This is a genomic window from Acinetobacter amyesii (genome assembly GCF_023499985.1).
Lineage (GTDB): Bacteria > Pseudomonadota > Gammaproteobacteria > Pseudomonadales > Moraxellaceae > Acinetobacter > Acinetobacter amyesii.
The window spans coordinates 104,808-117,593 of record NZ_JAMCOU010000039.1 but is presented as its reverse complement, the minus strand read 5'-3'; the positions used below and the strand labels follow the sequence as shown (position 1 = coordinate 117,593).

Here is a 12,786-nt window from a genome sequence, read left to right as displayed (position 1 = left end):
AGTTTTGACTGAATGAAGTCTGGACCTTTAAAAAAACTTGTTTACTTCTTGCAAGGTCTGAAAACGATGAATGCTCCAGTCGCTTTAACCCCAGAGTTATTGACCCAATTGACCGCTATTGTTGGCGAAAGCCGAATTAAAACCGATGCGGATAGTCTCCAAAATTGGGGTCGTGACCATACTAAGCACTTCGATCCAAACCCGTCGGTCGTCGTTTTCCCTTCAAGCACAGAGCAAGTTCAACAAATTGTTAAGCTGGCAAACCAATTTAATGTCGCGATTACCCCAAGTGGCGGTCGTACAGGTTTGTCTGCGGGTGCTGTGGCTGCTAACGGTGAAATCGTGGTAAGCATGGACAAGATGAACCAAATCTTGGAATTCTTCCCAGCTGACCGGATGGTACGCGTACAAGCAGGCGTGGTGACTGAACAACTTCAGAATTATGCTGAAGAACAAGGTATGTATTACCCAGTCGATTTTGCATCATCTGGTTCATCACAAATTGGCGGTAACATTGGTACCAATGCCGGCGGTATTAAAGTGATTAAATACGGCATGACTCGTAACTGGGTGTTGGGCATGACCGTGGTTACAGGTAAAGGTGACATCCTGCGCTTGAACAAAGGCATGATCAAAAACGCGACGGGTTATGCGCTTCAACACTTATTTATTGGTGGTGAAGGGACTTTGGGCCTCGTGACTGAAGCTGAAATCAAACTAGAACGCCAACCCCATGACTTACAAGTATTGGTTCTCGGTGTGCCTGATTTTGATGCGATTATGCCTGTTCTACATGCCTTCCAAAAGAAAATCGACCTGACTGCATTTGAGTTCTTTGGTGAGCTTGCAATGCAAAAAGTATTGGACAATGGTCATGTACAACGTCCATTTGAAACACCATGTCCGTTCTATGTTTTACTTGAGTTTGAAGCACCATTTGAACCGATCATGGATGCGGCAATGGAAATCTTTGAACATTGCATGGAACAAGGCTGGGTACTGGATGGCGTGATGAGCCAAAGCTTAGACCAAGTACATAGCTTATGGCGTTTACGTGAAGACATTTCAGAGTCAATCGCACCGTTCACTCCATACAAAAATGACATCTCAGTTCTGATTACACATGTGCCTGCATTTATTAAAGAAATTGATGCAATTGTGGAAGCGAACTACCCAGACTTTGAAATTTGCTGGTTCGGTCATATTGGTGACGGTAACTTGCACTTAAATATTTTGAAACCTGCGGATTTAAGTAAAGACGAATTCTTTGCAAAATGCCAAGTGGTAAACAAATACGTATTTGAAACTGTGAAAAAATATGACGGTTCAATTTCTGCAGAACATGGCGTGGGTATGACTAAAAAGCCTTACCTCGATTACACACGTTCAGCAGAAGAAATCGAATATATGAAAGCATTGAAAAAAGTATTCGATCCAAATGCGATTATGAACCCAGGTAAATTGTTCGATCTTTAATTTTTTAAAGACGATTGAAAACGCATCTTCGGATGCGTTTTTTATGGCTATAGCATGCTTTTTAGCCGCCTATGGATGAGAAACAGCACATTGATTTTGTGGACTGGACTACTTCTTTTACATTGCTTAAATAGTGTTTTGGACAAATGTTCGGCATGATAGGTCTGAATAATAAATTTGAGTTGCTTCTATGTATCGTTTAATTGCTGTGTCTGCATTGTGTGTGGGGATGTTGGCGGGTTGTGCGACAACGCAGAAAATTGTGTCTAAAGTCGGTTCTTCTGCTACGCCACTCGATCAGGTATTAAAAGAACGTCCTGATTTGCGTAAAGAGCTGTCGACTGTGGAAATTCGTCAGTACTTTAACCGTGTTGAGTCGCCAAATGCGGGGCAGGTGAAAGTGACGGAAACGGGTTTGATGGATGATTCGGTGAAATCAATTCGTACTATTTATAGTTTTAGATTGGTGGATGGTGACTGGCAGCGTGTAAATACGCAAAAGGAATATCAGTGCCAACGTGGTAAAAATACTAAGACTTTCCAGTCGGCGAAGTGTCCTTAATAAATCTTTGATTTATGGTTGAAATTTAGGCATGTGTGCCTCATAAAAAGCGTATCGATTGATGCGCTTTTTTATTGGGGAAATAATGGAAATTGAACAAGAATTAACGAGCTTATTAGAAAGAAAAAAATCTGCACCGTTTCTATTTTTAGGTTCAGGCTTTTCAAAAAGATATATCGAGTTGGAAAGCTGGGAGGGGCTACTATCAAAGTTTTGTGAGCATTTAAGAAATTACTCCTACTATAAAAGTAAAGCTAATGGTTGTATTGAAGAGTCAGCAAAGCATTTAGCAGATGATTTTTTTGAACACTGGTGGTCACATTCTGATTATGAAGTTAGTAGATCTGAAGATCCAAAGTTATCATTTAGGGATTCCCCATTAAGATATGAGATTGCAAAGTATTTAGCTGCCAAAACAGATAATATTCCATTGGAATCATTGGCATTATATGAAGAATTAGAGTTATTAAAAGAATGTGAAATAGATGGGGTGATAACCACAAATTGGGATTTATTAATAGAAAAAATTTTTCCTGAATATGAAGTGTATAAGGGTCAACAAGATATTTTGTATTCTAATATTATGAATATTGGTGAAATTTACAAAATTCATGGCTGTTGTTCGGATCTCGATTCAATGATATTAACGGATGATGATTACAAAGATTTTAATGCAAAGAATGCATATCTTGCTTCTAAACTAATTACAATTTTTGTAGAACATCCTGTAATTTTTATTGGATACTCCCTTACAGATAAAAATATAAAAGCATTATTACATTCGATTGCTTTGTGCTCGGGTCAGGATAATCTTGAAAAATTACGTGATAATTTGATTTTTGTAAATCGATTGAAAGGTGATGGGGAACCTCGAATAGAGAACTCTTCAATCACAATAGATAATGTACAAATTCCAATTAGGCTAATAAAAACAGATGATTTTATGCCTATCTATCAATCTTTAAGTAAGTTTCAGAGAAAATTACCAGCTCATATTTTAAGGATGTGTAAAGAAAGAGTATATGAACTAGTTGATAAAATTGACCCAGCTTCAAAGATATCAGTAATTGATTATGAAAAAATAGATAATTTTAAAGATGTAGAAATAGTATTTGGTATAGGGGTAACAAATCAATTAGGAGAAAAAGGGTATGATGGTATGGATACTTCTGATTTAATAAGGGATGTTATATTTAATGATGAAAATTATAACTGTGATTTCATTTTAAGTCGGACTTTACCATCTCTTAATGCAAAGACAAAATTTGTTCCATTATTTAAATATTTAAAACAATCAAATATCTTAAAACTAAGTTCTTATCCAAATGATATTAATCTATTGAAAAAATTTATTGGGGTAAAATTTAAAAATACTTTTAGACCTTTTAAAAAACAAGATTTTTATGGTGCAAGTAGTTCAGCATCAAAATTTAAAGAAAAATATAGTAATCAGAATTTTAAGGATTTTTTGGAAATAGCTACGGAGTATGATTTCGTAACTTGGGTCGCATATTTTGAAGATATTGATTTAAGCTTATTAGAAAGTTACCTGCAAAAAAATTATGCGAAGTCCCAAGAAGGAAGCTATTCATCGCCATTTCGAAAAATTGTTGTTTTTTACGATTGGCTTCGTCACGGTCAAGAGTTGGAGTTTGATAGTTAATTATTTCATCCTAAAACTGCGATACTGAAAACCATTTAGCCTATCGAATCAGCTATCTTTGGTAGGCTAAGATCAAACGATCCTAAATACACCTAAAACAATATGAAAACCCTCGCTTTTATTCATGTTAATGACTCAGGTTCACCCGTGGGTGACTTTGCACCAGTGACTTCAGTTTTTTCCCATTATGAGTTGGGCAATACCGTTTCGCCGTTTTTATTACTCGACCATTTAGGGCCTGGGGTTTTGAAACCAACCAAACTGAAAAAAGGCGTATTGGAACATCCACATCGAGGGTTTGAAACCGTCACCTTGGTGTTTAAAGGTGAACTTGAACATCATGATACAACTGGCGGCGGTGGTGTCATTGGTGAGGGCGATATACAGTGGATGACTGCTGCTTCAGGCATTCAGCATGAAGAAGTCTTTAGCCATGCCTTTGCACAGCGGGGCGGAGCATTTGAAATATTGCAATTGTGGGTCAATTTACCTGCTAAAGATAAAATGAATCCTGCACGCTATCAGAGCTTAGACAAAGCCAGTATTCCTATTATGAATTTAGCCCAAGATGCTGGTTATGTAAGGGTGATTGCAGGGCAATATTTAACAGCCCATGGCCCTGCAGAGACACATACACCCATGCAAGTATTTGATGTCTTTGTCAGTGCCAATCAAAGTATCACACTACCTGCACAAGAAGGGGATACCACACTTGTGTATTTACGCTCAGGCAAACTGAAATTTACTGAAACAGATGAACAGTTAAATGCACAGCATATGGCAGTCATGTCGAGCCAAGGTGAAAATGTCGAATTGACGGCAGTCGAAGATAGCCACATATTGTATTTATCGGCGCAGCCTTTAAATGAACCCATCTATGGGCGAGGCTATTTTGTGATGAATCATTTTGCAGAAGTCATGCAAGCCTATGAGGACCTAAAACAAGGTCGCTTTATCCAAAAAGCAGACAATGAAAAGCCATAAAAGTGGCTAGATAAAAAGACCAATACAACGCCAGCAAACACTGTTAAAATAGTCGGACTCAAACCGACAGATCGGTTCGTTGAAGTTCATTTTATCTCTATCTAGCGTCTTGTGAATACGACGCACATATGGCGGATACGCCGCAAATTCATTTTTAAAATTAATATTACAGTGCTCGTCATTGGGCTGAAGTGTCTCTCCCTATTTGTCATTTCAAGCTCGACAGCACACATTTGATATGTAGATAACAATGCAAAACGTACAAACCACAAAATTAAGTCGTGCTACCTTAATGTTTCCCTTGGCACTGGTTTTATTTGAATTTTCTGTCTATATCGGAAACGACTTAGTCCAACCCGCCATGCTTGCGATTACCCAAGAGTTTGGCGTGAGTAGTGCATGGGCACCCTCGTCGATGTCATTTTACTTATTGGGAGGTGCCTGTGTCGCTGCGATATTAGGCCCCTTGTCAGACCGATTAGGCCGTAAAAAAGTCTTGTTGGGTGGTGTGGCATTCTTTAGCTTATGCTGTTTAGCGATATTGCTCACGCATAATATCGAAAGCTTTTTAACTTTGCGTTTTTTACAAGGTTTTGGTTTATCGGTCATTTCAGCTGTGGGCTATGCTGCTGTTCAGGAAACTTTTGAAGAGCGAGATGCCATCAAAGTCATGGCGATCATGGCGAATATTTCATTACTAGCGCCACTGATCGGACCCGTCCTCGGTGCTTTTATGATTGATCATGTGTCATGGCATTGGGGCTTTATTGGAATCGCATTTTTATCTTTTCTGAGTTGGTTTGGTTTAAAGGCCAAGATGCCGACTCAACACATCAGCATCCCCAAGCAACCGGTGGGTTATATCATTGATGACTTTAAACAGGTGTTAAAAAACAAGCGCTTTTTGGCACTGACACTGGGTCTACCGATGGTGGCAATGCCACTGATGCTGTGGATTGCGCTATCTCCAGTCATATTGGTGGAGCAGCTAGGACTGAGTAGCATGCAATATGGCATGGCACAGTTTCCCGTTTTGGGCGGTCTGATCATCGGTAATATTGTCCTGATTAAAATCATCGATAAATTGCCTCTAGGTCAGTCTGTGATGATCGGGCTACCGCTGATGTTACTCGGGACGAGCCTCGTGGTGATTGGGACGATGACTGAAAGTTATTTTCTGACATTGCTCATTCTTGGTATGAGTTTGGTCAGTTTTGGTGAAGGGATTAGCTTTTCTGTGCTCTATCGTTTTGCCTTAATGTCGTCTGAAATGTCGAAGGGCACAGTGGCTGCGGCAGTGTCTGTGATCATGATGCTGACGTTCTTTGCTGTGATCGAAATCGTGCGCGTGCTATATGAAAACTTTGGACTTTGGGCCTATAGTTTGGCGGGTTTTACCCTCATTATCTTGTGGTTCAGCCTACCACGCTTGGTGGTACGAGATATTATGCGACAGCGTAAATTGACGGGTGAATTTTAAATTCGAGTCCATGCCATTATAGAAAAAGCCCAATGCTGTGTAGAACAACATTGGGCTTTTTTATTTGTTGTATACCGTCTTAATTTGATGTTGCAGGTTGTTCTGCATTTTTTAATTTACGATCGAAAATAAATGGACCAAAAGGCAAAATCGATGCAATTAAGCCCATTAGAAATACGCTAAGCGACCATTTTTGCTTTTCACAGACCACAAATAGCACCACCAAGAAGGCAATAAACAAGACGCCATGTCCCATACCGACGTATTTGACCAATATTGGATTATCCATCAGGTACTTCATTGGCATAGCAATGAACAACAATAATAAAAAGGAGATGCCTTCGAGTAGGCCCACAAAGCGTAAGGTCTTGATATTCATGCGAAGTCTAAATTCAAAGTGATTTCAGCCTTGAGTCTACCTGAAAGCACTGCAGGAACGAAGCATTCCCGTTGAAATAATTGATCCGCATATTGAATCTAAGTTGATGTTTTCAAAGTTAATTCTGAGTCGTCTGCTCGGATTAATTTTCTAGATCCGCTAAGGCATCCTCAATTGAACCCTGATCAAATTCATAGTTACAGCCGAATAAAATCATCGGGCTTTTTCCGGTCATTTCAGACAGGCTTAGTTTGTGATTGATCGCATGCAGATCATCCGTTTCAGCTTCCGTACGTAGGATTTTTTCACCACGGAAAAACGGCATATTGGCAAACATCGGATGCTGTTCAATACCATATTTTTGGGCAAGTTTTTTCACATCGGCTTGGCGATAGATCGCGAATACGGCATTGGAAGACAGGCCAATTTCTTGGGTCGGCATGCCAAAAAATTCAACAGGCTGCTTATTTTTATAGATATAAATAAACGGTTGATGTGGGTCATCATGGCGTTTCCAGCCCAATTGCCCCAGAGCCTTTTCATAATCGAGCAAAGTGTCATGATAAGTGTCGTAATCGGCCTGACATTCCAAAATACGCTTCAAATCTTGTGCTGTCGGTGCTGCAAAAACAGAAGACGCAGCTAAACATGAGGTCGCCACAATAGTAGGTAATATGAGGCGTCTAAAACCTAAACTAAGCATTTTCATCATGAGTCTCAAATGATTCTATTTTATTTCTGCCTGAATCAGCTGTGTTCGAAGCTGAATCAGTTCGGCTAATGTTTCTAATAATAAACTGATCTGCTTGAGCACCAGTTGTAGGTGATTAGACCGCATTTCTTCAGTGCTGAGTGTTTGAATTTCGAAAAGTTTTTGCTGAATTTTCTCAGGGTTGAGCGGTTTTTGCTGAATTAAGACGTCGTCTAGGGTGCTTTGACACCATTGCAGCAGTTCAAGGACTTGTTGGTCTTGTACTTGTTCACGGTGGCTCCCCAGTGCCGAAATATAACTGAGCTGACTATGGCTATACACCAAATAGCGAAAGGCGTGTTGTATTAGGTTCTGGTCAGGATCAGGTTCCGTACTTAAACTTGAAATCATGCTCGATAGTTCAGTTTGAGCATTATGGGCTGAACGACGGGCACGCCGATAATCAATGCTATTGGTTTTCCCATGGAGATATTGCTCAACTACGGCATCAAAATAATGCAAGGTCGCAGCAGAGCTTTTTTGAATGGTCTTGGAAATATTGCGAAAGTCCCAATCTGGCCAGATGACATTCACTGCGAACCATGCAATAAAACAGCCGAGTAGGGTATCAACGATACGCGGTAAAATAACCGCATAACCTGCGCCTTTTAAATTAAAAATCAGCAAGACCATTAAGGTTGCCATGAGGGTCGCCATGGCATATTTTTTGGCACTCAGATAGAAAAAGCATACGCCAAAAATAATTGTCAGTAGCAATTGACCTTCGACACTTGGCACAAAATACAAAATAGGAATGCCAAGTAAGACCCCTAATATGGTTCCCAAAGTCCGCATTTTTAAACGACTTTTGGTCGCAAAATAGCGCATCTGACAGACAAATAAACTGGTCAATAATATCCAGTAGCCATTTTTTGCAAAGGGCAGTAGCGAAATGGCATAGCCCATAGCAAAGACAAAAGCGATGCGAACAGCATGGCGAAATAAGGCAGATTCTGGACTCAAATGCTGTTTCAGTTTGAGCCATAAATCGTGCAAACCGTGAATGTCGTCGTCGAGTAAATTGAGGTTGTCGATATGCTGCTGATAGGCCTGTTGCTGTGAATGATCTAAATCCTGCACATGCGAAAAGCGTTCTTGCACACTGTCCAAATTACTCAAGATCAGCTGTAGATTTTTCACTTCTATATTTTGCGGATTATTGGCCATCCACTCCTGCAAAGAGGCATGCAAATGTGCCAGTGCTTGCGCAGTAATCGGATCAGGCTGATAGGGCTGTCGATGCAAAATGCAGTAGGCCAACTGTTGGCAAGCCTGCGCTTGTAATCGAATATTTTTTTGAAAACGGAAAATTAAATCGGTACGGCTAAAATTTTGATGAATTTGTTCATAGTGTAAATAATTCGCACTGGCCTGTTCGTGAATATCTTGTGCTAAGAAATATAAATTCAGCCAGTAGATGGTGTTTTTATTGGCCCTTGAGGCTTTTAAACGGGTGAGTAAAGAAGCTTTAGTCGTGTTTAAACTCGGGATGACATCACTGTTTTTGAGCGATAATTCATACAGTAAGTGTTCTACATTGTTGACATTATCTGGGTCGAATAAGCGTGCTTTTGCATTCAGTACTTCGGCGATTTGTAAAAAACAACGCGAGAGATTGTCTTGTACGGGTAGGGTGGGTTTAATCAAGTAAAAGAGAATCGAGGTGAAGCCATACCATAAAGCCCCTAGAACAAAGCAACTGGGTTGAAAATACCAGGTCTCATATTCGCCCAAGCCGAACATGGTATAAATCGATAGTAAAATCGTGCCAAAAGATATCGTGGCATAGCGTTGCCCCAAAGCCCCCAATAAAATAAATCCTGCACTGGAAAGTGAAAGATACAAGATAAACAGCAGCTTATAGGGATAGAGAAAATCTAAAATACTACTGACACTAAAGAAGAGTACGCAGACATAGAGCAAATTACGCAGTCGGATGCTGAGTCGGTCATCAAAGTCGGTGAGTGCAGTGGCAATCGCACCTAAGGTGACGGGCACAATAAAACTATGAAAACCGAGAAAATATAATCCGAGCGTGGTGCCACTCAAAACAATACAAATTTGCAGGCAATACATAATGATTGCACTGGATTGAAACTGTTGAAACCAAGAGAGTCGCGTGTTCACAGAGTTATGAAGTATTCGAATGATTTTGTAAATTAGACTGAGCTTTTTTCTGTGAACTGTCAATTTTTATTCAATAGAAAAGCGGACTTAAAGTCCGCTTGTTCAAATCTATGTGCAAGGTCGATTATTGAATCACACCACAGGCAATACGGTCACCGCCACCGCCTAGAGGTTTAGGGTCGTCAGAGTAATTATCACCACCAGCATGGATCATGATGGCTAAGCCTTGTACATCCGCCAATTTCAAACGTGGTGCAATTAAATTCACTTTTGCTGTGCCATCGGTTTGAACTTGAAGGATCGGTAAGTCACCCAAGTGACCTGTTAGCGGCGTACCGTGGTGAGGTGCAGCTTTAGGGTTAAAGTGACCACCTGCAGCAAGAGCAGCACCTGCTTTTCCATCTTTTTCAGCTGGGGCACAAGAGCCTTTTTCATGAATATGGAAACCGTGTGGACCCGGAGGAAGCTGGGTTAAATTGGTATGAATAACCAAGCCAGCAGGGCTATCAACCAAGTTAATTTGACCGATGCTTTGACTAATACCTTGAGCAGTCACGGCATTGACCGTCACGGTTTTTGCATTCAGACCTGTTGAAGTCGAGGTACTCGCACAGCCTGTAAACATCAGGGCACTGACCGCAGCAAGCGCACCGAATTTAAATAGTGAAGACATGTTTGGCATCCTGTCTGTTTTTATGGAGTTTCAACCATTGAAACAGATGCGGATACAGGATGACAGATAATTTAAGTATTTGATTGTAATATTTGTTTAATGAATTCAAGCCTGAATTAAGGTTGTTCAGGCTTATCATCTATATTGTCTAAGTCATGTGCCAATGTTGCTTTGGGCATCATGACGGCTTCAATTTGGGTTTCATGCAACCATTCACGCCAAATGGCTAACAATACTGCCAAAATCACTGGGCCGATAAATAAACCGACAAGACCGAAACTGGCGATCCCACCCAAAACACCAAACATGATTAATAAGAATGGAATCTGCGTTGCCCCTGAAATCACTAAAGGACGAATCACGTTATCGGCCGTACTCACCACACAAACACCCCAAGCCATGACGCCAATGGCTTCAATGGTTTGACCTTGTGAAAATAACCACAACGACACAGCGGTATATGAAATTGGTGGTCCAAACGGAATCAGTGCCAACATGAAGGTAATGATGGTTAATAACATCGGGTTAGGCACATCGGCGACAAAATAGCTCACACCGGCAAGTAAAGCTTGGGCAATGGCGGTAAGACCGATGCCATATACTACGGCACGTGTGGTATCCGAGATGGTGGCAAGATAATGATGAATACGTGGCCCGATCACCATTTCGAGGGCTTTACTGACCTGACTTAAAATGGTTTGACCATCACGATAAAAGAAAAATAAAGACATCACGGCAAAACACAGCTTAAAGATATTTTTACTGACTTCGCCGACCAAAACTTTACCGTAGTTCAAATGCCCCTGAATCCAAATTTGTACCGATTGAATAATACTGTTTGGGTCATTGTTCAGTTCATGCAGGGTACGACTGACTTCTTTACCAATAAACGGCAGTTGGCGAATAAAATCAGGCACATTGACATGACCTGAGAAGACCTGCTTTTGTAATTCAAAATACAAGTTACGGCCTTCATGTTGTAGCAAGAAGATCGCAAAAATCACCGGCAGACCCACCACGAGCACCACCAGTAAGATCATCAGCGCCGCACTTAGATTTGCACGATTGCCACAAAAACGATGCACCGATTGATACAGCGGCCAAGTCATATAAGCAATAATCGCTGCCCAAACAACGGGCACAATAAAGTATTTGAGTACGCTAAAGCTCAAAAAAATCAGGATAAAAAATAATCCGAACAATAAGACTTTTTGTAATGTAGGTGCGAACGTTGGCAATGCGTGCTCTGATTTTTTCATCATGTTGTGTTCAATCTTAACCGAAAAAAAAGCTCCCGAAAACGAGAGCTTGTTAACTTATGGTGAATATCTTTCAGGCTAGATCCTTGCAAGATTGGCCTTTATATCAACAAAATGTGGAATGATGGGTTAAAACCACTCGGCTTCGTCTTCAATAATGGCATTGAGCACAGGTTGCCATTGTTGTTGCATACCGAGGTACAATTTTTGCGTTTTGTCAAAAACCGAAAGACCTTGCATGGCAAGTTGACCATAAGCAGTGCGTTCAGAAATCCAAGCAACAGGCTGTTGTTCCACTTTATTGAAAAAATCTTGAATTTCTTTGGAATGAGCAGAATTGGGTTTGACACGATTGGCCAACAATAGGATTTGGACTTTACCTTTACGAATCCGCTTAATTTCTTGCAAATGCTTTAAAAAACGACGGGTCGAGTCGATGTCGAAGAAAGATGGTTGTAGCGGGGTAATGATGGCATGAGCTTCACTGACCAACTGATCTGCATGTTCACCCGATAACGCACCCGGTGCATCGATAATCAGATATTCAATCCCTTTTGGCACATCACCAATCGACTTTTCATGACGCCAATCTAGGCTCTGAATTGGGGCGGCAGTCTCTGGGCGCTGTTTGAGCCATTGACGTGCAGACTTTTGATTGTCAGCATCTGCCAAGGCCACTTTATAACCTTTTTGCGCAAGTGCAGAGGCTAAACTGATTGCTGTGATGGTTTTGCCACAACCACCTTTTTGATTGGCAATTAATATCGTTTTCATCGACCTAAATAGATTTTATTCTGCTCATCCCTAGCATATCATTGTTTAATGCGGGGAATATGACAAAGAACCAAAGTCTAAGTTTTTTCTATACGTTTCGCTGTAATATATTAAAAAGATTAGGAATTTTAAATGTCTGTCTGGATGGCCATGCTCATTGGCGCGTGTATTGGGATTGTACTGACCACCTTAATTTTAAGTGGCAGTCGCAATGGAAGGATTAAGGCAGAATACGAGCAATATATTGCAGAACTAGAATTGGAACATCAGCAGGCATTGGCCCATGCACAAAAACGCAGTGTAAATACCAGTCGTGCTGTTTTAAAAGGCAAAATGGCCGAACAAATGGCGCCGATCATGCCCGAATTTCAATATTTACCTAGCGATGCAAAGTTTCTCGGTGACCCGATCGATTATGTGGTTTTTGATGGCTATACCGACTTTCGTGATGGCGATGGACTCGCTGAAGACATCGAAGTGGTGCTGATTGATATTAAAAGTGGTGGGGCACGTTTGACCAAAGGGCAACAAGCGATTGCTCAAGCCATTGCCGAAGGGCGAGTGCGTTTTGAAACCATCCGAATTGATTTTGAGCACATTTAAGCTCGCGTGACTCAGCCTCAGAACCGTCGAAAAGTAATAAGGACAGAATATCCAC

At 40.8% G+C, this 12,786-nt stretch carries 12 protein-coding genes; 6 read left to right on the top strand and 6 right to left on the bottom strand.

All coding sequences use genetic code 11. The annotated features are described in order from the left end of the window. Window positions 1-66 precede the first annotated feature (66 nt). The 5 genes from M5F03_RS15765 to craA all read left to right on the top strand — a co-directional run bounded on the left by M5F03_RS15765 (window position 67) and on the right by craA (window position 6,165). A complete protein-coding gene (locus M5F03_RS15765; protein ID WP_078189543.1) occupies window positions 67-1,476 on the top strand; it encodes a D-2-hydroxyglutarate dehydrogenase in 1,410 nt (469 codons plus the stop codon). Between the two features lie 190 nt (window positions 1,477-1,666). After that, window positions 1,667-2,038, top strand: coding sequence for a hypothetical protein (locus M5F03_RS15760; RefSeq protein WP_078192499.1), 372 nt, complete (start codon window positions 1,667-1,669; stop codon window positions 2,036-2,038). 85 nt (window positions 2,039-2,123) lie between these two features. After that, a complete protein-coding gene (locus M5F03_RS15755; RefSeq protein WP_249708855.1) occupies window positions 2,124-3,701 on the top strand; it encodes an SIR2 family protein in 1,578 nt (525 codons plus the stop codon). 102 nt (window positions 3,702-3,803) lie between these two features. Continuing rightward, window positions 3,804-4,685 (top strand): pirin family protein, encoded by an 882-nt coding sequence (locus M5F03_RS15750; protein ID WP_249708853.1) that lies wholly within the window; start codon window positions 3,804-3,806, stop codon window positions 4,683-4,685. Between the two features lie 250 nt (window positions 4,686-4,935). Further along, window positions 4,936-6,165 carry a chloramphenicol efflux MFS transporter CraA gene (gene craA, locus M5F03_RS15745; protein ID WP_180077089.1) on the top strand — a complete coding sequence of 410 codons (1,230 nt, stop codon included), beginning with the start codon at window positions 4,936-4,938 and terminating at the stop codon, window positions 6,163-6,165. A gap of 79 nt (window positions 6,166-6,244) precedes the next feature. On the opposite strand, the gene M5F03_RS15740 is transcribed toward craA, so the two are convergent. From M5F03_RS15740 to M5F03_RS15715, 6 genes are all read right to left on the bottom strand, one after another. After that, complete coding sequence (locus tag M5F03_RS15740) at window positions 6,245-6,544, bottom strand: DUF3817 domain-containing protein (RefSeq protein ID WP_078189335.1); 300 nt, start codon at window positions 6,542-6,544, stop codon at window positions 6,245-6,247. Window positions 6,545-6,686: 142 nt separating this feature from the next. Continuing rightward, window positions 6,687-7,256 carry a hypothetical protein gene (locus M5F03_RS15735; RefSeq protein WP_249708851.1) on the bottom strand — a complete coding sequence of 190 codons (570 nt, stop codon included), beginning with the start codon at window positions 7,254-7,256 and terminating at the stop codon, window positions 6,687-6,689. Between the two features lie 15 nt (window positions 7,257-7,271). Then, entirely contained in the window at window positions 7,272-9,422 is a 2,151-nt protein-coding gene (gene yccS / locus M5F03_RS15730) for a YccS family putative transporter (RefSeq protein ID WP_372491159.1), read from the bottom strand. Window positions 9,423-9,546: 124 nt separating this feature from the next. Further along, window positions 9,547-10,095 (bottom strand): superoxide dismutase [Cu-Zn] SodC, encoded by a 549-nt coding sequence (sodC, locus tag M5F03_RS15725; protein ID WP_249708849.1) that lies wholly within the window; start codon window positions 10,093-10,095, stop codon window positions 9,547-9,549. Between the two features lie 116 nt (window positions 10,096-10,211). Beyond that, window positions 10,212-11,333, bottom strand: a complete 1,122-nt coding sequence (locus M5F03_RS15720) for an AI-2E family transporter (protein WP_180175907.1) — start codon at window positions 11,331-11,333, stop codon at window positions 10,212-10,214. 150 nt (window positions 11,334-11,483) lie between these two features. Further along, complete coding sequence (locus M5F03_RS15715; RefSeq protein WP_078192493.1) at window positions 11,484-12,128, bottom strand: ParA family protein; 645 nt, start codon at window positions 12,126-12,128, stop codon at window positions 11,484-11,486. A gap of 132 nt (window positions 12,129-12,260) precedes the next feature. Between M5F03_RS15715 and M5F03_RS15710 the strand changes: the two genes are divergently transcribed. Beyond that, window positions 12,261-12,731, top strand: coding sequence for a Holliday junction resolvase-like protein (locus tag M5F03_RS15710; protein ID WP_078192492.1), 471 nt, complete (start codon window positions 12,261-12,263; stop codon window positions 12,729-12,731). Window positions 12,732-12,786: the final 55 nt, after the last annotated feature.

Coding starts and splice junctions, on each gene's coding strand:
- M5F03_RS15765 (WP_078189543.1), top strand. CDS start 67: ATGAATGCTCCAGTCGCTTTAACCCCAGAGTTATTGACCCAATTGACC.
- M5F03_RS15760 (WP_078192499.1), top strand. CDS start 1,667: ATGTATCGTTTAATTGCTGTGTCTGCATTGTGTGTGGGGATGTTGGCG.
- M5F03_RS15755 (WP_249708855.1), top strand. CDS start 2,124: ATGGAAATTGAACAAGAATTAACGAGCTTATTAGAAAGAAAAAAATCT.
- M5F03_RS15750 (WP_249708853.1), top strand. CDS start 3,804: ATGAAAACCCTCGCTTTTATTCATGTTAATGACTCAGGTTCACCCGTG.
- craA (WP_180077089.1), top strand. CDS start 4,936: ATGCAAAACGTACAAACCACAAAATTAAGTCGTGCTACCTTAATGTTT.
- M5F03_RS15740 (WP_078189335.1), bottom strand. CDS start 6,544: ATGAATATCAAGACCTTACGCTTTGTGGGCCTACTCGAAGGCATCTCC.
- M5F03_RS15735 (WP_249708851.1), bottom strand. CDS start 7,256: ATGATGAAAATGCTTAGTTTAGGTTTTAGACGCCTCATATTACCTACT.
- sodC (WP_249708849.1), bottom strand. CDS start 10,095: ATGTCTTCACTATTTAAATTCGGTGCGCTTGCTGCGGTCAGTGCCCTG.
- M5F03_RS15715 (WP_078192493.1), bottom strand. CDS start 12,128: ATGAAAACGATATTAATTGCCAATCAAAAAGGTGGTTGTGGCAAAACC.
- M5F03_RS15710 (WP_078192492.1), top strand. CDS start 12,261: ATGTCTGTCTGGATGGCCATGCTCATTGGCGCGTGTATTGGGATTGTA.